Origin of the sequence: Streptomyces pseudovenezuelae, assembly GCF_001513955.1 — a bacterium.
In the GTDB taxonomy this organism is placed as follows: Bacteria; Actinomycetota; Actinomycetes; order Streptomycetales; family Streptomycetaceae; genus Streptomyces; species Streptomyces pseudovenezuelae.
Window position 1 is genome coordinate 1 of record NZ_KQ948146.1, and the last position, 19313, is coordinate 19313.

Annotated in this window: 16 protein-coding genes; 7 read left to right on the forward strand and 9 right to left on the reverse strand. The window is 71.6% G+C overall.

What is annotated here, in order from left to right; translation table 11 throughout:
• Window positions 1–11 precede the first annotated feature (11 nt).
• Together AQI94_RS12190 and AQI94_RS12195 are read left to right on the forward strand one after the other, a co-directional pair.
• Window positions 12–536 carry a GtrA family protein gene (locus AQI94_RS12190; RefSeq protein ID WP_031044336.1) on the forward strand — a complete coding sequence of 175 codons (525 nt, stop codon included), beginning with the start codon at window positions 12–14 and terminating at the stop codon, window positions 534–536.
• A gap of 177 nt (window positions 537–713) precedes the next feature.
• Window positions 714–1232 carry a hypothetical protein gene (locus AQI94_RS12195; RefSeq protein WP_031044333.1) on the forward strand — a complete coding sequence of 173 codons (519 nt, stop codon included), beginning with the start codon at window positions 714–716 and terminating at the stop codon, window positions 1230–1232.
• A gap of 125 nt (window positions 1233–1357) precedes the next feature.
• On the opposite strand, the gene AQI94_RS12200 is transcribed toward AQI94_RS12195, so the two are convergent.
• Window positions 1358–1792 (reverse strand): VOC family protein, encoded by a 435-nt coding sequence (locus AQI94_RS12200; RefSeq protein ID WP_031044331.1) that lies wholly within the window; start codon window positions 1790–1792, stop codon window positions 1358–1360.
• A gap of 158 nt (window positions 1793–1950) precedes the next feature.
• On the opposite strand from AQI94_RS12200, the gene AQI94_RS12205 reads away from it, so the two are divergent.
• Window positions 1951–3363, forward strand: a complete 1413-nt coding sequence (locus AQI94_RS12205; protein ID WP_031044328.1) for an erythromycin esterase family protein — start codon at window positions 1951–1953, stop codon at window positions 3361–3363.
• Window positions 3364–3371: 8 nt separating this feature from the next.
• Here the strand turns inward: AQI94_RS12205 and AQI94_RS12210 are convergent, their stop codons facing one another.
• Entirely contained in the window at window positions 3372–4274 is a 903-nt protein-coding gene (locus AQI94_RS12210) for a LysR family transcriptional regulator (protein WP_225890179.1), read from the reverse strand.
• Window positions 4275–4369: 95 nt separating this feature from the next.
• Here AQI94_RS12210 and AQI94_RS12215 point away from each other — a divergent pair, with 95 nt between their 5' ends.
• From AQI94_RS12215 to AQI94_RS12225, 3 genes are read left to right on the forward strand one after another with little or no spacing between them, the layout of a single operon-like run.
• Window positions 4370–5224 (forward strand): alpha/beta fold hydrolase, encoded by an 855-nt coding sequence (locus tag AQI94_RS12215; RefSeq protein ID WP_031044322.1) that lies wholly within the window; start codon window positions 4370–4372, stop codon window positions 5222–5224.
• Window positions 5221–6033 (forward strand): LLM class flavin-dependent oxidoreductase, encoded by an 813-nt coding sequence (locus AQI94_RS12220; RefSeq protein ID WP_031044320.1) that lies wholly within the window; start codon window positions 5221–5223, stop codon window positions 6031–6033. The genes AQI94_RS12215 and AQI94_RS12220 overlap by 4 nt, the downstream gene beginning before the upstream one ends.
• A gap of 12 nt (window positions 6034–6045) precedes the next feature.
• Complete coding sequence (locus AQI94_RS12225) at window positions 6046–6816, forward strand: class I SAM-dependent methyltransferase (RefSeq protein ID WP_031044316.1); 771 nt, start codon at window positions 6046–6048, stop codon at window positions 6814–6816.
• A gap of 29 nt (window positions 6817–6845) precedes the next feature.
• On the opposite strand, the gene AQI94_RS12230 is transcribed toward AQI94_RS12225, so the two are convergent.
• From AQI94_RS12230 to AQI94_RS12250, 5 genes are all read right to left on the reverse strand, one after another.
• On the reverse strand, window positions 6846–7469 hold the full coding sequence (locus tag AQI94_RS12230) for an ATP-binding protein (RefSeq protein WP_051832145.1): 624 nt from the start codon (window positions 7467–7469) through the stop codon (window positions 6846–6848).
• Between the two features lie 111 nt (window positions 7470–7580).
• On the reverse strand, window positions 7581–8282 hold the full coding sequence (locus tag AQI94_RS12235) for a GAF and ANTAR domain-containing protein (protein ID WP_031044310.1): 702 nt from the start codon (window positions 8280–8282) through the stop codon (window positions 7581–7583).
• 282 nt (window positions 8283–8564) lie between these two features.
• Window positions 8565–9584, reverse strand: a complete 1020-nt coding sequence (locus AQI94_RS12240; RefSeq protein WP_031044307.1) for a zinc-binding dehydrogenase — start codon at window positions 9582–9584, stop codon at window positions 8565–8567.
• 141 nt (window positions 9585–9725) lie between these two features.
• Window positions 9726–9971: a hypothetical protein gene (locus AQI94_RS12245; protein ID WP_031044303.1), complete on the reverse strand. Its 246-nt coding sequence runs from the start codon at window positions 9969–9971 to the stop codon at window positions 9726–9728.
• A 37-nt stretch (window positions 9972–10008) separates the two neighbouring features.
• Window positions 10009–12453 carry a WD40/YVTN/BNR-like repeat-containing protein gene (locus AQI94_RS12250; RefSeq protein ID WP_031044299.1) on the reverse strand — a complete coding sequence of 815 codons (2445 nt, stop codon included), beginning with the start codon at window positions 12451–12453 and terminating at the stop codon, window positions 10009–10011.
• Window positions 12454–12819: 366 nt separating this feature from the next.
• Here AQI94_RS12250 and AQI94_RS12255 point away from each other — a divergent pair, with 366 nt between their 5' ends.
• Window positions 12820–14586, forward strand: coding sequence for a serine/threonine-protein kinase (locus AQI94_RS12255; RefSeq protein ID WP_031044295.1), 1767 nt, complete (start codon window positions 12820–12822; stop codon window positions 14584–14586).
• Between the two features lie 278 nt (window positions 14587–14864).
• Here AQI94_RS12255 and AQI94_RS12260 read toward each other — a convergent pair whose 3' ends face one another.
• Together AQI94_RS12260 and AQI94_RS12265 are read right to left on the reverse strand one after the other, a co-directional pair.
• A complete protein-coding gene (locus AQI94_RS12260) occupies window positions 14865–16763 on the reverse strand; it encodes a glycoside hydrolase family 97 protein (RefSeq protein ID WP_031044292.1) in 1899 nt (632 codons plus the stop codon).
• 35 nt (window positions 16764–16798) lie between these two features.
• Window positions 16799–19108, reverse strand: a complete 2310-nt coding sequence (locus AQI94_RS12265) for a glycosyl hydrolase family 95 catalytic domain-containing protein (protein ID WP_031044289.1) — start codon at window positions 19106–19108, stop codon at window positions 16799–16801.
• Window positions 19109–19313: the final 205 nt, after the last annotated feature.

Below are 19313 nucleotides of genomic sequence, written 5' to 3' on the forward strand. Positions count from 1 at the left end.
GGAACACCCTCATGCCGTCGCCGCTCATACAGAAGCCCGAGACGGCGACCCCGGCCGCCCCTCACCCCGTCGTCTCCTTCCTCCGGTTCGTCGCCCTGGGAGGCGGCGTCGGGGTCCTGTCCGGACTGGTGGTGCCGCTGCTGGCCATGAACCTGCCCTGGGCTGTCTCGAACGCTCTGGTCACCGCCGCCTCCACCCTGCTGTGCACCGAGCTCCACGCCCGCTTCACCTTCGGCACCGGGCACCGCGCCGGATGGCGGGAGCACTGGCAGTCCGCCGGCTCGGCGACCGCCGCCTATCTGGCCACCACCGCTGCTGTGTACGTCCTTCACCTGGCGCAGCCCTCCCCCGGCATGCTGCGTGAGCAGCTCGTCTACCTGAGCGCTTCCGGCCTCGCGGGGCTGGGCCGCTTCGCCGTCCTGCGCCTCTATGTCTTCACGGTCCTCGACGGCACCCGCCGCTCCACCGCCGGCACGCGGGGATCCGCAACGGGCCCCCGCCCTGCGCCGGTTCGCGGGCAGCTCCAGGTGATGTGAGCCGACGCCCGGTGCCTCGGCGGACTGGGGACAGCGGACGGGGACTGTGTCACACCCGCGTGGGACCGTGGGGACATGGACGAACGGCGCGTGCTCGCTGCCCGGCTGTCGGCCGGAGGGAGCCGGGCATGGAGGCCATGGCCGCCCCACGCGCCCTGAGCCGGGAAAGGCCGCGTCATGACCGACATCGACACCCAGTTCCTGCGCAGCCTGTTCGACGAGGAAGGCAGTCTGCACACCGCCGGCCGCACCGCCCTGTACCGGCTCTACGGCCCCGAAGGCCTGCTGTACGTGGGCATTTCCACGTGTCCGCTCACACGTATCCGCACCCACCTGCAACAGCAGCCCTGGGCACCCCACGTCATCGGCATACAGATCGACTATCCCCACGACGCGCACGCGGCCGAACGCGAAGCCGTGCACACCGAACGGCCCCTGCACAACGTCATGTTCAACGGGCAGGCCCCTCCCCCGCCACCGGACCGGGCGGCCCGGCTCAGGGCCGAACTCGCCGCTCAGCGACGGCGACTGGACGAACTGCAGGCCGCCGTACCGCAGTCCACCGCCCACCTGCGCCTCATCCTCCGCGGCATCACCGCGGCGCAGACGAAGGTCGCGAAGCTCACCAGGGAAGCCGAGGAGGTCGAGCGCGCACAGGAACCGCCCGGGCGTCGGGCCGGACGGACCAAACCGTAGGAGGCGGATGCACCCTGGCCCCGGCCCCAGGCAGCCCTGTCACGATCAGGCAGTCCGGCGTCTCGTAGGTGCCGGGCCGCGGCACTCGGTTCAGGCCAGCGCGGGCACGGCGCGGCGGACCATGCTCAGTCGAGGCAGAACTCGTTGCCCTCGACGTCCTGCATCACGATGCAGGACTCGTTTTCCTCGTCGGCCGGCAGCAGTCGCACGCGTACCGCGCCGAGCGCGACGAGCCGTGCGCATTCGGCCTCCAGTGCGGCCAGGCGCTCCTCACCCACGAGTCCGGTGCCGGCCCGGACGTCGAGATGCACCCGGTTCTTGACGACCTTGCCCTCGGGGACGCGCTGGAAGAACAGTCGCGGGCCGGCCCCTGACGGGTCGACGCACATGAACCACGCACCCCGCTCCGCAGGAGGCAGGGAGTGGTCGAAGTCCTCCCACGAAGCGAATCCTTCAGGCGGTTGCGGTACGACGTATCCCAGCACCTCGCACCAGAAGCGAGCTACGCGCTCGGGTTCCGCACAGTCGAAGGTGACTTGGAATTTCTTGATCGTTGGCATCGGCGCACCCTAACAGGGGCCTGCGTCGGTCCTCGGGGGAAGTGGGCCACGGACGGCCCGGTGTGCGGCGGGGGCGGACCGCGGTAGTGCCTGCGGTACCCGCGGCTGGGCAGCGTAGGGGTTGGTGACGCGCCCTGTGCGCACGGAAACCTACAACCATGAAGCGACACAAGGCAGTAGTGATGTCCTCGGTCCTCCTCTCCCTCGGCGCGCTCGGCGGGGTGGCGGTGGCCACTCCGGCCGTCGGCGACACACGGCAGGAGTCGTCCGCCGCGGTCACGGTCCCGGTCTCGAACGCATCGACCTCCGCACCGCACGCGGATCCCGTGGTCACCGCCATCGAACGCAGTGCTCATCCGCTGAGGAGCACCGATCCCGAGGGCAGCCTGCGGGACCTTCAGGCGCTGGGCCGCATGGTCCGGGGCGCCGACGTGGTGGGGCTGGGCGAAGCCACGCACGGTTCGCGGGACTTCTTCCGCATGAAGCACCGGGTCTTCCGCTATCTGGTCGAGGAGAAGGGCTTTCGGTCCTTCGCCCTGGAGCTTCCCTGGAGCAGCGGGGTGCGGCTCGACGCGTACGTGGTGGACGGGAAGGGCGACCTGAAGGACATCGCGCGAGAGGAGTTCCAGGGTTCCTACCGGATCTGGAACAACCAGGACTACCTCGACCTCATCGAGTGGATGCGCACCTACAACCTTCGCCATCCGGACGACCCGGTGCGGTTCATGGGCGACGACATGGGCTACGCGGGGCCCGAGTCGTACGAGCGGGTGACCGGCTATGTGGCACGCAGGTACCCGCGGTTGCTGGACCGCGTCACCGAGCTGTACCGCGGCCTGGCACCGACCACCGACGCCGGGACCTACAGCGAGGAGTACTTCAAGCTGCCGCTCGGCGAGCGCCGGGAGCGCGCCGAGCGGACCGGAGAGGTGTACGAGCTCCTGCGGAAACAGCGCCCCGCCGCCGGCGCCGACCGCCGGGACCACCTGTGGATGGTGCAGCACGCCAGGGCGATCCATCAGATGGCCAGGGGCATGGCCTTCGACTTCGAGGACGAGGACCAGGTGGCGGCGATGATGAAACTCCGTGACCAGGTCATGGCCGAGAACGTCGCCTGGTGGCACCGGCACACCGGCGACCGGATCCTGCTGTCGGCCCACAACACCCACGTGTCCTACGACTCGTTCGACGCGCGGTATCCCAAGACCCAAGGCGCCTTCCTGCGCGGTGTGTTGGGCGGGGACTACGTCAGCATCGGCTTCACCTTCTACGAGGGTGCCTTCAAGGCATTCGGCACCGAGGACAACGTGATGCGCACCTACCGGGTGGGTGCCGCGGAGCCGGGCTCCAACGAACACACCCTGGACCAGGCCCGCCAGGAGGACTACCTCCTCGACCTGCGCACGGCTCCGGCACCCGCGCGTGCCTGGCTGGACAAGGAGCGCGCCACCTGGAACATCGGGGCCGGGTGGCCCGACCCCGTGAAGTACACGACAGCCCTCCGGAAGGCGCACGACATCCTCATCCACCTGCACGACGTCGAAGCGACCACCTATCTGGGCACCCCCTGACACGCGGGTCAAGCAGTGGGTGGTGGTGCCAGCGCGGCCGCGACCTCGACGGCGACGTCGACCGCGCGGGCGGCGAGCGGTGAATGGACGCGTCCGGCCTGCCAGTGCAGGTAGATCTCCCGGGGCGGCAGACAGGGCCGTAGCTCGTGGACGCGGAGCCGGTCGTCGGAGGGGACGTCGGCGCCGCGGACGGCGAGCCAGGGCAGCAGTGCCGATCCCAGGCCGGCGCGCACCATCGACAACAGGGTGTCGTTGACCGCGCTGCGGAACACGATCCGCGGACGGGCGCCGCTGTGCGCGAGTGCCTGCTCCATCAGCGGCTGGTCGCAGGTCAGCGGCCAGGCCACCATCGGTGCGCCGTCGAGCCGCTCCAGCGACACCGGCCCGTCGGGGAAGGTGCCGGCGGCGGCCACCAGCAGATAGGGATCGTCGAGCAGCTTGCGCCGCTCGATGTCGCCGTCGACGCGGCCGTCGTAGAACAGCAGGTCGAGGTCGCCGATCCGGGGCTGCTCCGGCTCCTCCTCGGACAGCCTGATGTCGCAGCCGGGATGCTCCTCGCGCAGCCGGCGCACGACCGAGGGAAGGATCACGCTGGACACGCTCTGGAACGTGCCGATGTCGATGCGGCCGTCGCCCGCCTGGAACCGGTCCACGGCGTCGGTCAGCGCCGCCGCCTTCGCCAGCAGGGCGCGGCCGTGGTCCAGGACCACGGAGCCCAGGGGGGTGAGCCGGACCGGTCGGGGGCCGCCCGGCCGGTCGAACACCGGACCGCCGACGGCCCGCTCCAGCGCGGCGACCTGCTGGCTCACCGTCGACTGGGTGTACCCGAGGCGGACGGCGGCCCGGCCGAACGAGCCTTCCTCGACGATGGCGGTCATCGCCGCCAGGTGGCGCAGCTCGATGGTGCTCACGCGTCCCAGCGTAACGATGTACATCGCTCCATGCGATCGAACCGATCGGAAATCATCACTTTTCACCATGGAGTCGTGCGCTCTAGCGTCAGGACATGACCTCACCTCGCTCGCACGGCGAGCACCTCCTCGGCATCAACGGCGTCGAGCTGTGCACGGAGACCTTCGGGGACCGCGCGGACCCGGCGATCGTGCTGGTCGCCGGAGCGGCCGCCTCGATGCTGTGGTGGGACGCCGACCTGTGCGAACAGCTCGCCGCCCACGGCCGGTTCGTGGTCCGCTACGACCACCGGGACACCGGTCGCTCGACCTGCTGCCCACCGGGACGGCCGTCCTACACGTACACGGATCTCGTCCTCGACGTGCTCGGTGTCCAGGACGCCCTGGGCATCGGGTCCGCCCATGTGGTCTGTCAGTCGATGTTCGGCGGGGCCGGACTCGTCCTCGGCGTGGACCATCCCGACCGGGTCGCGTCGCTGACGTTCGTGTCGACCTCGACCGGTGCCGACGACCTGCCGCCGCCGTCGAGCGACCTGGCGGTGCCGGCCGAGCCGGACGTCTCCGACGCGGCCGCGGTGGTCGACTACGTGGTCGCCGGCGCGAGGGCGTACGCCGGTGGCTCGCCGTACTTCGACGAGACCGCGGTCCGAGCCCTGGCGGCACATGACGTGGCACGCGCCAGGAACTACGCGTCGACGCTGGTCAACCATTTCGCCATCGAGCACGACAGGCCGACCCGCGGTGGCTTCGGCGACATCGTGGCGCCGACGCTCGTGGTCCACGGCGACCACGACCCGCTGCTGCCGCTGCCGCACGGCGAGGCCCTGCGTGACGCGATCCCCGGTGCGCAGCTGCTGGTCCTCAAGGGGGCCGGGCACGACCTGCCGCGTCCGGTGTGGGACGACCTCGTCCCGGCTCTGGTGCGGCACACACAGGAGGGCGGCTCGTGAACCGGCTGCGGTCGGCACTGTGGCTGCCGCTCTTCGACGATCTCGCCGACCCGTCCACGGTCGCGCGCGTCGCCGCCGACGCGGAGGAGGCCGGGTGGGACGGCTGCTTCGTCTGGGATCAGCTGTGCTGGCGGGCGCCGATCCGGCAGGTCGCCGACCCGTGGATCGCGCTGGCGGCGATCGCGACCGTGACCGAGCGCATCCGGCTCGGCCCGATGGTGACGGCGCTTCCCCGCCGACGGCCGGCCAAGGTCGCTCGCGAGAGCGCGACACTCGATCGGCTCAGCGAGGGCCGCCTCACCCTCGGCGTCGGCCTGGGCAGTGACCGGTTCGCCGGCGAGCTGTCCAGGACCGGCGAGGAGCTCGACGCCCGGCGGCGCGGGCGGATGCTCGACGAGTCCCTGGATGTCCTGACCGCCGCCTGGTCCGGCGAGCCGGTACGCCATCGCGGCGAGCACTACACCGTCGACGACATCACGTTCCTGCCGCGACCGGTTCAGCGGCCCGGGGTGCCGGTGTGGGCCGCGGGCATGCCCGGCAATGGCAAGCCGATCCGCCGTGCCGCACGGCTCGACGGCTTCTTCCCGGCCAATCTCCAACATCCGGACCAGCTCGCCGAGATCGTCGACTCCCTCACCGGACTCCGCCAGGGCCGGATGGCCTCGTACGACATCGCCGTAGGGCTCCCCCTGGGCGTCGACCCCGAGCCGTACGCGAGAGCGGGCGCGACGTGGTGGCTGCCAGAGTGGGAACCGGGGGTACGGCTCGACACCGTGCGGGGTGTGCTCCGCGACGGCCCGGCGGCGTGAGGAGGCGTCCCCGTGTTCGACTACGACTCCGAGCTCACTCGGCATCACGAGCGGCTGATGGAAGCCCTCGAAGTCCGCGCCGGTGATCGTGTCCTGGACATCGGCTGCGGCACCGGCCGGACCACCCGGGACGCGGCACGGGCGGCGTCACCGGGTACCGCGCTCGGCATCGACGTCTCGGGGCCGATGCTGGCGCGGGCCCGCCGAGAGGCCGAGGCGGAAGGGCTCAGCAATGCCGCCTTCACGCAGGGCGACGCCCAGGACCAGGCGTTTGCGCCGGAGCACTTCACCTTGGCCGTCAGCCGGTTCGGGACGATGTTCTTCTCCGACCCGGTCGCCGCGTTCGCCAACATCGGCCGGGCCCTGCGCCCCGGCGCGCGCTTCGTGCAGCTGGTCTGGCAGGCCGCCGAACGCCAGGAGTGGCACACCGCGATCCGGGCGGCGCTCTCCGGCGGCCCCGCGTCACCGGCGCCTGCCCCGGCGGCCGGCGATCCCTTCACGCTGGCCGATCCGCAGGTCGCGGCCGGTGTCCTGACCGCGGCCGGATTCACCGGGGTGGATGTCGTCGACGTACGCGAGCCCGTCCACTACGGCCCGGACGCGGAGCGCGCGCTCGCTGCCGTACTCCAGCTGCGTATGGCGAGGGAATGGCTCAGGGGTCTGGATGCCGCGAGCGGGGAGCGCGCACTCGACCGGTTGCGCGGGACTCTCGACGCGCACGACACCGGCGACGGCGTGTGGTTCGACTCGCGCGCCTGGCTGGTCGTCGCGCGCCGGAAGTGACCATGCGCGAGACGCCGCCCTGACGTGCGCTACGGGGGCGGGCCGACCGATGAGCGCTCCGCGGTGACCGAGCTGTCGCCCCCGGAGCGCGTGCTGCGCCGGCCCTGCGGGTCGACCGGTCCGCGGATGACGCCGTGCGGACCCGGCCGTAGAGACTCACCGCCATTCCGGCCGGCGGAGTCCGCGCGGCCGGTGTCGTCACTCGTGGCAAGCCGCAGATGGGCGGTGATCTCCTTGCCGCTGCCCCGGGGGGTGACGACGACCCTGTCACTGACCGAGTGCACCAGGTACAGACCGTGACCGCCGATACGGCGGCGATCGGGCGGCTGCACCACCGGCGCGTCCGGCGAGGTGTCGTACAGGCTGATCGTCAGCTCGGTGCCGGTCAGCCGCAGCGTCAGGGCGCAGGGGCCGGGAGCGTGCCGCAGAGCGTTCGTGATCAGCTCGCTGACGACTAGTTCGGCGTCCATGAGCCGGGACGCGGGGACGGTGGGGCGGTCGCCGTGCGGAGCGTGGGCGAGGACGGCGCGCACATCCCGCCGCGCCTCCGCGGCGTGGGGCCTGCTGGGGCCCCAGGCCGCGGCATAGCGCAGCTTGGCATGATCGTCCCTGCCCACCTCATCTGCCGCCTGCTTCATAAGCGGGATGACCATGTGGAGCTCTTTCGTCGCATTCACCACTCGTGGCCGGTTGCCGCTCATGCGGCTACCCGGGCACAAGCCATGTACGCAGACGCGAGCGACTCCCCCGGGCCGGGCGCCCGGTCAGGCCTGGCCGGAGCGGTCGCCTCGGACCCGCTGGGCGACGTCGCGCAGCTTGATGTTGTGCTGCTGCGAGATGCGGCGCAGCACGCTGAAGGCGTCGTCCTCGCTCAGCTTGTGCCGTTCCATCAGGATGCCCATGGCCTCGCCGATCGCGTGGCGGGTCTTCATGGCGTCCTCGAGCTGGTCGATGGTGCGGGCGTCGGCCAGGGCGACGGCGGCGTGCGAGGCCAGCATCCAGCCGGCCGTCTCGATGTCCTTGTCGAAGGCTCCGGGGCGGCGGGAGTACAGGTTCAGTGCGCCGAAATCCGCGTCGTGGGTGTAGAGCAGCACCCCGGTCATGCTGCCGATGCCCAGGTCGCGAGCCGCCTCGGCGAACCGTGGCCAGGCCGGCTGCGGCTGGGTGATGTCGGCGATCCGGAACACCCGCTCGCCCTTCCCGCCGTCGGAGCGGGCGGCGAGGTCGAAGCACGGGCCCTCGGCCAGCTCGCCCTGAAGCCGGTCGGACGCCTCCACCACGTCACCGCACGAGGACAGCGTCACCGCCCGGCCCTTGCGGACCGCCAGGATCCCGGCCGCGTCACAGCCGTCCACGAGCTGCACCGCGGCCGCCGCGATCTCGTCCAGCGTGCCCTGCACGGACTCCTGCGCGAGCAGTTTCCGCGCGAGCTGGGCCATCGCCTCGGCGAACTCCCGCCATTCCACCGCCACCACCCACCTCCACCGGTGCGGCCACCCTACCGCCGACCCGTTGTCCGTCCCCCACCGAGCGCCGCAGCACGGTTCACACCGAGCGGCCGGCCCTCCGGAAGCAGGGACGGACCGCACCGGGTCGCGGCCTCCCCGGCTCGTTGGCTGAACCGGAGAAGCCTGGCCGGAGCGGCCCCCATGGGTACGCCGCCACGCCCGGCCTGTCCTTCAAGTCCCCAGCTCGGCCCGGGCTACTCCTGTGTCACGAGACGGCCCGCCACCGTGGGTCACCGGCCCTCATTCACTTTCACGGTCCTCGTGCCGGACGCGGACGACGAGTTTGCCGGTGGCGCGGTCGTGTTCCATGTCGTCGTGGGCCTGCGGCACCTGTTCCAGGCCGTCGTAGACGCGGTCCACGGGAAAGGCCAGCCGGCCGGCGGCGACCGCGTCCAGGATCTCCTGGAAGGCCTCACGGGGCAGGTCGGCCGCGTCGCCGAAGTATCCCGCGAGGCGTACGCCCCGGGGCAGGTACTCGTTCGGGGAGAAGTCCCGGACCGTCCACTGGTTGGAGAGGCTGCCGCCGAAGCAGGCCGTGCCGTGGACGCGCACCGCGCGCAGGGTGTCCGGGAGGGTCGGGGTGCCGACGAGGTCGAGGGCGGCGTCCACGCCCTCCGGGTACAGCTCGCGCACGGCGGGCGCGACCTCACCGGTGTCGAGCAGCGGGTGGTCGACCCCGCGCTGAGCCAGCAGCGCGAGACGGTCGGCCCGCCGGGTGGTGGACAGCACCGTGGCACCGCGCCAGGTCGCCAGCGCGGCGGCTGCCAGGCCGACCGAGGAGGTGCCGCCGCGGATCAGCACCGACTGGCCGGGCCGCAGGTCCAGGCCGACGGTGAGCGAGCCGTAGGCCGTCTGCACCATCTCCGGAAGGGCGCCCAGCACCTCCCAGGGCAGGTCCGTGTCGACGGGGATGACCTGGGACAGCGGCACCGAGGTGTACTCGGCGTAGCCGCCGTCGTAGGTGCGGCCCATGTCGCCCATCATCGCGACGACCTTCTGCCCGGCGATCAGCCCGCTCCCGGCCGGGGCCGCGTCGACGACGCCCGCGGCCTCGATGCCGGGCACCCGGGGAAAGCTGACGCCCTCGCTCACGCCCAGGCGGAGCTTCAGCTCCGAGCGGTTGAGGCCGAACGCCTCGACCCGGATGCGCACCCAGCCGTCCCTCTCGGGCGGGAGCGGAAGCGTGGTCGGCCGCAGGTTGTCCACGGGGCCGGGAGCGGAGAGCCGGACGGCGCGCATCGTGCGGGGCGAGGACGTCATGAGCCTGCTTTCTACCCGGGGGCAGGAGAGTCGGTCGGCGGTGCACAACGTGCCACCGCCGCGCGTTCATTCCCGACTCCCCCGGGGCGTCCGCTCGTCGACCGGATCGGCCGCGGTGGTACCTGCGGCCGTACCGGAGGGTCACCGTGCCGTGGACAGCCTCCGGGCCCTGCGGTACTCGCCGCGCGCGAGCAGGGAGAACGTCAGCGTGGCGCCGAGGGCCAGCGCGACGATCACCCATTCCAGGACGCCGCTGTGCTGGTCGGGGTCGACTCCGAAGACTTCCTCGATCCAGTCGGGCCGGACGAGGGTCACCAGGAAGAGCAGCCCGCACAGGCCTGCGGCCACCGTCTCGATCCGGCCCCGCAGCCGCATGTTTCGTGTCATCGCCGTCACCTTCGATGAGTGCTGGATCAGGGCTCGGTCAGACCGTCGACAGGTCGATTCGGTACATACCGCGGCCGTGCGTGGCGCTGACCAGCGTCTCGTCCATCCAGAACAACTGGTCGACCGAGCAGTTGGCGGGCCCTTCGTTGGTCGCCGACCAGGTCGCCCCGCCGTCCTCGCTGGCGAAGAGCCCGACCTCCGTGCCGCAGTAGAGCAGTTCGGTGCGGCGCGGATGGATGGCGACGGCCCTGATCGGCACGTCCGGCAGCGTCTCGGCGAGTTGGGACCATTCGGCGCCGCCGTCGTGGGTCACCCAGAGGTTGTCCGCCTCGAATCCGCCGAAGGCGACGAAGACGGTGTCCGGGTCCCGGGGGTCGACGGTGACGCAGGTGCAGTAGCGGCTCGGACGCAGGCGGCTGGGCCCCGTCACCCCGACCCGCTCCCACGTGGGCGTCGCCGCGGTGCCGTCGGTGGTGCGGAACAGCATGCCGTTGACGTGTCCCACCCAGATGAGGTCGGAGTCGCCGGGTGCCACCGTGAGCGCGCTGATCTTCGATCCGGCGCTGGGTTTGACGGCCTGCCAACTGGGCCCGGAGGTAGGCGTGTTGACCTCCTTGGCGTTGTCGGTGCGCCAGAGGGACAGGCCGCCGGCGAGCAGGCGGTCGGCGTTGTTGGGGTCCAGTACGAACGGCGCGATGAAGAGTGCCTGGTTGTTCTTCGCGTCCGGGATGTGGAAGGGCAGGGGCTTCCAGTCCCACTCCTTGATGTCGTCGTTCCAGAACTGTCCGCTGATGTAGCGGTCGCCGTCGGTGTCGTCGCTGGTGGCGCCGTCGGTGTTGCGGTGGATGTTCAGGAAGACGTACTCGCCGTAGAAGACCTCGGGATCGTCCGGGTCGGCGGCGCACCAGCCGCCGTCGCCGCCGAAGATCTGCTGCCAGCCCTCGGCCCCCAGGGCGGGGTCGAAGCAGAGGGTGCCGTTGTCCTGCGCGCCTCCGATGATCTTTCCGCTGAGCCGGTTGCCCGCTCCGGAGAAGAACTGGGTGACGCCGTAGTTGTTGTCCAGCTCGGTCCATCCGTCGACGAACGGCGCCTTGGGCTCGGTGCCGGTCCGCGCCAGGTCGTCCGCCATGAAGACGCCGCCGTCGTTGCCGAACAGGACCGTGCGGTTGCCGGTTCCGTCGTAGGACGGGTGGGAGACGATGGCGTGGTGGTCGGCGTGCACCGATCGCGGGTGCCACCAGGTGCTGATCTCGGTGATGTGGTCGCCGCCGTCCGTGCTGCGCCACAGGTCGACGCCGCCGAGTACGACGAGGTTCTCGTCCGTCGGGTCGCCGGCCCACACGGCGTTGCCGTACCAGCCCTGGTCGCCCAGGTAGTCGGCGACGTGGCCGCTGACGTCGAGGGTCCTGCGGGGGTGGTAGGTCCGGCCGCCGTCCGTGGAACGCCAGATGCGGCCGCTGGTCATCTGGACGGAGGCGTAGACGACGGCGGGGTCCTTGGCCGCGTAGGCGAGTTCGACCCGCCCCGACCACGGCTTGCTGTCGTGGGTCGCGGGGTGCCAGGTCCGCCCGCCGTCGGAGCTGACGAAGGCCGCGCCGGCGTCCAGCGCGCCCGCGACGGCCCGGCTGTCGTCGGTGGGGTCGAACAGGACGATGCCGAGGGGGACGTCGAGGACCCGCGTCCACGTCTTGCGTTCCGCGTCCGAGGAGCGGAACAGGCCGGTCGTGGTGGCCGCGAGAACCACCTCGCCGGTGCGGGAGACCGCGATCCGGGTCACGGCACGGAAGTCGGCGGTCTGCGTGGCGGTGATCGGCGCCCAGTCGACACCGTCGGTGGTGCGGAACACGCCGTTGCCGCGCAGGGCGTCGGCATTGGAGAAGCCCTCGCCGGTGCCGACGTAGAGCGTCGTCGGGGAGCTCGGGTCCATGGCCAGACAGGAGCAGGCGAGGTTGCCGAGGAAGTCGTCGACGGGCGCCCACTGCCGTCCGCCGTCGAGGGTGTGCCACACTCCGCCGCCGGCGCTCGCGGCCCAGATCCTCAGCGGGTCACCGGGGTGGATCACGATGCCGCGGGTGCGGCCGCCGATGTTGCCCGGGCCGAGCCATTCCCACCGTGTGAGCCGCATCCCGGCTGTCGGGGTGGGGCCGCCCGCGAGTTCCTCGCCGGTCAGGCCCGTGGGTACGCCCGCGGTCTCGGCGGGAGGGCGTTCGCCGGTCCCCGCCCGCGCGCGCATCCGGTCGAGGGCGGTGCCCTGGGCGTGGGCGGGGACGGTCCCGTCGTCGCCACGCTCCTGTTCGAGCCTGAACAGCCGCCGCTCGTTGGGGAGATCGGGGTGGTTCAGGCGGCGCAGGGCCCGCCTGATCGCGGCGTCCGGCAGTCCGTCGAGGGTCTCGTTCGTCGTGCCGCGGCTCCTGCGCAGGAGCGGCACCTGCTCGACCCGGATGTTCTTGGCCCGTGCCAGCTGTGCATCGGAGATGGTCATGATGCCCCCTGAGAGGACGCGCCGCGGCTTCCCCCGCACAGTGCTCGCTTTATGGGGATTCGACAATGAGACACGGAGAAGAGAGGGAGATAACTCCGCTTTGCGGCAGACGAGTTGTCAGGCTGTGGCCAAAGCCTGCGGGTTCGGCGGGATGCGCGGGGCACCGGGTCCGGCGTGATCCCAGGGCCTTCCCCCATCGTCACCCTGAGCGCCGGGGAGTGCCAACTCGGGGTGCCCGGCGCGGGCCGCGTCCATGAGGCGCGTGACGGAGGTGACCGATTTCCTGAACACCTGCGCGAGCTGAGCTACGCTCGTCTCCCGCCGGGGGCGAACTGGCGTGCATCGAATGTGACTTCGGGGGATTCCTTGGCGGGACAGCGGCCGGCGTCGGCGGACGACGCGGCTGCCGCGCTGCGGCAGACCGGTGCCTTACCCCTGCGACTCGGCGACCCGAGGCGCGTCGGCCCCTACACGCCGGTGGCGCTGCTCGGCAGCGGCGGCATGGGGCGGGTCTACCTGGCGCGTCCCGTGGACGACAGCCCGGGTCTGGTCGCGGTGAAGGTGATCAGGCCGGAGTACGCCGAGGATCCCAGGTTCCGGCGCCGCTTCGAGCGCGAGGCAGCCGTGCACGCCCGCCTGCGCACACCGCACGCACCGCGGCTGTGCGGCACGGGCTTCGAGGACGAGCTGCTGTGGATGGCCACGGAGTACCTCCCCGGCTTCGATCTGGCGGAAGCCGTCAAGGAGTACGGCGCCCTGGAGACGACCGCGGTGTGGCGGCTGGTGGCGGAACTCGGGCAGGCACTCACGAGCCTCGCCGTCGAGGAGATCGTGCACCGGGACCTGAAGCCGTCCAACGTGCTGCTGTCCGTCCGCGGCGCGCACGTGATCGACTTCGGGATCTCCAAGGCCGCGGACGCGAGTGCGATCACCGGCACGGGCAACCGGGTGGGGACTCCGGCCTACATGTCCCCCGAACATCTCAGAGAGGGCCTCTCCGACACGGCCTCCGACGTGTTCTCGCTGGCCGGGTCACTGGTCTACGCGGCGACCGGACGTGCCCCGTTCGGCGACGGCACCGGGGTCGACGTGATGCACCGGGTGGCGTACGAGAACCCCAACCCCGAGATCGTCGGCGAGATCTCGGCGGCGGACGAGGAGCTCGGCGCCCTGCTGACCGCCTGTCTGGACAAGGAGCCCGCGCAACGGCCCACCCCTCAGGAGCTGATCGACGCCGCTCGGGCCCGGCCCGTGACCTCCACCTGGCCCGACCCGCTGGGCGGCAAGGTGCTCGCCCGGCAGCGGGCGTACGAGGCGCTGCACCGGCTGCCCGTCGCGGACCTGGGACGTTCACCGTCTCCGGCCGGCCTGCCGCTCCCCCTGCCCGAGCGCCCTTCCCACCCTGCCCCGCTGCCCGCGGCTCCCGATGCGCTGCCGCCCGTGAAGGCGGAGGACACCCCTGCCGCACCGGGCCCGTCCAGGGAGCTCACCCCGAGGCGCAGGAAGGCGTTACTGATCGCCGCCGCGGCCCTCGCGATCTGCGTGGTGGCCGCGGTGGCGTTGCTGCTCAACCGTCAGGACCCCCCTGCCGCCGCCGCCCCGAAAGCCGGCGCCACCAGCGCGGACGGCACCGGCCCCCATGACACCTCCGACGGTTCGGTGCCCCCGAGCGTCGGCGGGCTGAGCCGCCCCGACGTCGACGGCGGCGCCGCGGTGGAGGACCGCGACCCGGCCACGGGAACCACCGGCTCGGCACAGCCCGATGCCTCGGGCTCCGCCGCCGGCCAGGACCACGGCTCCTCGCCTGCCGGCCAGGCCCCGCCGTCCACCACACCGTCCGCCACCGCGTCCGCCGACACGCCGTCCACCGGGACCGACACCGCTCCCTGGCTCTCCGAGTGCACGTACTACGACGGCAACGGACGCACACGCCTGGGCGACAGCGGCAAACGCGTCCGGCAGGTCCAGTGCATCCTCACGGAACGCGGATACGGCGTGGGAGACGGCGGCGTGGACGGGGAGTTCGGGTCCGGCACGGAGAGCGCGGTCCGGGCCTTCCAGGACGAGCGGGGCCTTGACGCGGACGGCGTCGTGGCACACGACACCTGGGTCGCGCTGCGCAGCGCCGACTGACCGCCCCGGACCCGCGCCGGACACCTCCCGCTCACTCGTCGATCACCGCGCCGAACCGGGCACCGTGGCCGGTGCCGCCGAGAGCGGCGGCGCCGTCGGAACGTGAACCGTCGGCGAGCAGACCGTCGCCACTCGCGGGCAGCAGCCACAACGCGCCGTCACCGGCCTCGGCGGCCCCGGGGATGCCGCGCGTGTTCTGGAGGTCCCGCGCGGGCCGAGCCGGATGCGATCAGCAGCGGTCTCGCCGATCGCATCCGCCTCCCGGAACGAAGGTGCGCTCAGCGGTGACAGGTGGTGATGCCCGGCCGCCATGGACAGGCGAGCCCGGCGAAGCCGCCGTTCGCCACGACGTCGACAGTGAGCATGTCACCGCCCCGCAGCACCCGCCGGTCCTGGACGAGACCGTCGGCCCCGTCCCGGATCGTCTCCACCAGCCACCGGCCCGGTCCGAGGGACAGCGGCACCTCGGCCGTGCGGGCGGCACCGGCGTAGATCCCGCCCAGGAACCAGCGCGCTCCGCTGCGGCGGGCCAGCACGGCTTCCTGACCGGGTTCGCCGGCGAGGAGGCGGGTGTCGTCCCAGGCCGCGGGAACCTGGTCGAAATAGGCCCGGGCGAGCGGTCGGGCCTCGTACGACTCCGGGGTGCCCGCGAACATCTGCAGCCCCGACTCGTAGGCGACGGTGAGACCGATCTCGGCCGCGTCCGAGTTGGGCCGCAGGCCCACGCGCTGGAAGGCGCCCGGCGTGAAGTCCATGGAGCCGATGACGTTGCGGGTGAAGGGCAAAGTGGTGAGGTGGGCGGCGGTGTTGGTCCGCTTCTCCTCGCCCGCGACGCCCTCCAGGGTCATGACCTGGGGCCAGGTGCGCTGGATGCCCTTGGGGATCGTGGAGCCGTGGAAGTCGACCATGAGGTGATGGGCGGCCGTCTCCGCGAGGACGGTGTCGTACCACTGGAGCATGGGCTGCGCCTCGGAGTTCATGAAGTCGATCTTGACGCCGCGCACGCCCCACTTCTCCAGGGTCGGCAGCCATTGGGCACGCTCGGCGGGGGTGTCGAGGTCGCGCTGGTGGATCCAGACGATGATGCCGACGCCCTTGGCGCGGGCGTACCGCACGAGCTCGGGCATCCAGCTGTCGGTCTGCCAGTCGGGATCGGTGACGTCCCACTCCCCCGGCCGGTAGTACCAGCCGGCGTCGACTGCCTCGTAGGGCCAGTGCCGTTCGGCCGCGTAGTCGACGTACGCCTTCTGCGCGGCCAGGCTCTGGCCCGCCTCCCTGCCGCCCGCGAGCCATGTCCACAGGACCGTACCGGGACGGATCCAGGAGGTGTCGCGGACCTTGGACGCGGAGGCGAGGTCGTCCGTGAAGGTGGAGCGGGTGACGGTGGCGAGGTCGCCGGTGACCATGGCCCGCCAGGGGGTGGCGAGGGGGCCGTCGGTCCTCACCCGGTCGTCCGCGAGCTTGATGCGGTAGGTGCCGGTGCCCTGGGTGTGGGCGAGGCGGGCGCCGGAGTAGGCACCGGTGACGTCCGACTCGGCGAGCAGGGTGTAGCCGCCGCCGGTCGAGAACAGGGCCTGGTCGGAGTACTCCGCCGTGGGCGCGGTCGCCGCCGTGTACGGGGCGAACTGGCCCTCGTTGTCGACCCGGTAGGTGCCGAGCCATGCCCTGGCGTCGGCCGGGAGGGTGAAGGCGGACGTCTCGCCGAGGACGTCACCGCTTTCGGCGGGCAGGACGTACCGGTAGGCGACGCCGTCCGTGGAGGCACGAACGACGAGGTCGAGGCGGGCGCCCGCGGCGGTGGCGAAGGACAGCCGGGTCTCGTGCATACGGACCCGGCGGTCGAGCCGTTTGCCCGACTTGGTGCGGTAACACTCCTCCACCGTACGGTCCTTGCGGTGCAGGAAGCGCAAGTCCTTGGACAGGTCGGCCTGTTCGGTGACGATGCCGACGGGCGACGGTTCGAGGACCGTACGGCCCTCCCGGGACACCGCGAGGCTCAGCGTGCCCGAGGCGTCGTCGAGGGTGATCTGTGCGCGCGGGGCGTGCGCTCCCTGTGACAGGGACCAGGCGTGGTCGTGCCGGTCGGCTTGTTCTGCCTGCGCGGGTGCGGTGGTCAGGAGTGCGGCCGCCAGGGTGGCGCAGAGTGCGGTGACCGCGGTTCTGATCGGAACTGCCATGGACGTCCTCCGAGTTGTCTGACCGCTACCGGCCGCTACGGCAGTCCCCACGCCGGTCCCGGTTCGCTGACGGCCACGGGCGCGATGCTCAGGTCGGGACGGGAACCGCTGTGGACGAGCACTTCGCGGCCGCGGGGCAGGTCGATGGCGAGGGTGCCGTCACCGAGATCGCGGGTGCGGGCCGCGGTGCCGTCCTCCAGCACCGCGGTGAGGTGTCCGGTGAGGCCGTGCCGGAGCTTGAGGGGTTCGCCCGCCAGGCTCTTGACCCTGATGAAGCGGGTGGCTCCCGCCTTGCGGACGGCGCTGACCAGGAAGGCGCCCTGGGTACGGAAGTCGTGCAGGGTGAGGTCCGCCCAAGCGGTCGGAACGGCCGGGAAGACGCGGATCACTCCGCCCCAGCTCTGGCAGAACATGTCGTGCAGGGACTGCGAGGCGGACAGCGGGGTCTCGATGACCGGACCGGCCTCGGTGTAGTGGGTGTTGGCCCGGCAGGGGTAGCGGGTGGTGGGGTCGAAGAACTTGCGCAGGTAGGTGATCGCGGTGTCGCCGTCACCGGTCATGGCGTACATGGAGGCGGCGCCGGTGTAGCTGTAGCCGCGGTGGGCGCCGGTCAGTTCGTGCCAGTGCACGACCGACCTGGTGATGAGGTCGCGGTTCTCGGGCTGGTCCCAGTTGACGAGGTAGAGGGGGTAGACCATCAGCAGGTGGGAGTAGTGGCGGTGGGACTGCGCGTAGGGGGTGTCGGCGCCGATCATGAAGCCGTTGCCGTCGACCGGGTACGGCGTGAGCTTGGCCAGCACCTCCTGCCAGCGCGGCTTCGACTCGTCGTCGATGCCGAGGAGTTCGGCGGAGTCGATGAGGGTCCGGCAGCCCCAGCGGATCAGGGCGAGGTCGTAGTTGGTGTCCTGCGGCGGCACGACGGGGTATTCGGGCGAGAGGGTGCTGGGCAGGTGGAGCTTGCCGTCGCTGCCCGGCGCGAGGAAGTGCAGGTAATAGTTGATCGCCCGGCGCAGTACGGGGTAGATCGTGTCGCGCAGCAGGGACTTGTCCATGGAGTGGCGGTAGGACAGCCACACGTTGTGCAGCGCCCAGGTCAGGTCGCCGGTCTCGGCTCCGGAGCCGGGGCTGCCGACGCCGCGGTTGGCGAACATGTCAGAGCTGCGGCCGATGCCTGAACTGTCGGCGCGGTAGGCGGCCGGCACGTTGGCGATGAGCTGTTCCTGGCTCTGGCGCAGGGTGGTGGCCAGGGAGTCGAGCTCCGGGTGGTTGAAGCCGTGGATGAGCCAGTACTCCAGCTGGACGTTGAGGTTCCACCAGACCGCGGGCCAGGGGGTGGGCTCCAGCCAGGGGCCGGAGGTGGCCATGACGGGACCGCCGGAGCGGCTGGCGGAGGCCACCTTGTAGAGCTGGATCCAGTGGAAGCTCTGGAGGCGCTGGTCGGGGAACGACACGAAGCTCTTGCGGTAGAAGGCGTGCCACCAGCTGGTGTGCCGTTGCCTGAGCGCGCTGTACGACTTCGCGCGGCGCAGGTTGCGCAGCGAGTCGGCCTCCGCGGCGGTGTCGGAGGGGTGGCTGTGGCCGACGCTGAGGAGCAGGTCGTGGCCGGTGCTGCGGTGGGCGGTGGCGGTCCGGCCGCCGCCGGTGAGGGGCTGGAGGACCTGTTCGGTGCCGTCCGAGGTGGTGCGGGTGGTCCAGGGCGGATTGGTGGTGTAGCCGGAGGGCGGGGCCTCGCTGATCTTTCGGGGGCTGACGGCCTCTTCGGGGTGGAAGGTCCAGGCGGCCCGTTCACCGCCGGCGGCGGTGACGCGAACGGCGAGCACCTCGTCATGGATGAGGGCGGCGAGGGTGAGGGTGCCGGCCGTGGTGGTGACGGTGCCGGTGAGTTCGGCGTTCCACAGGCTCAGCCGCCAGTCGACGGCGGTGATGGTGCCGGCCGGTTCGAGGGTGAGGTGCCCGACGGGGAGGCGGCAGGTGCCCCAGCCGCTGCCGAACTCGGGGCGGTGGTCCTGGACCCGGCCGTGCTGGACGGTGAAGCGGATCCGGTTGGCCCCGGGCTCCTGATAGATCATGCTGCCGAGTTGGCCGTCGCCGAGGAACGGGCCCTCGTGCCAGAGGGTGGGCAGCCTGGTCCACAGCAGGTCCTGCGCGCGCAGGAACCCGGCCCAGGCGCCGTCGGTGGTCATGGTGTCGCGGAGCTTCCAGGGGCGTGGCGCGGCGCCCTGCGAGGACAACGGTTCCCCGGCGTGGGCCGTACCGGGTAACGCGGCCGCCGCGGCTCCGCCCAGCGCGGTGCCGAGTACGGCCCTGCGGGGCGGCTGCGCGGATCTCTCCGGCTGCGAGGTCATCGTCGTCCTCCCTGGCTGACGGATCCTCAATACATCGGGTGTATCGGGGAACCTAGGAGGCGCATGTATACCTGTCAATAACTTCAACACCCCGCGCACCGCTGGCGATACACGTCATTTGCCCCACGCGCCGCCAGAAGCGCACGTCAGCAGGCCTAGACTATTCGCACAATCCATCCGATGTATCTTCCGACCTTTAGTCTTC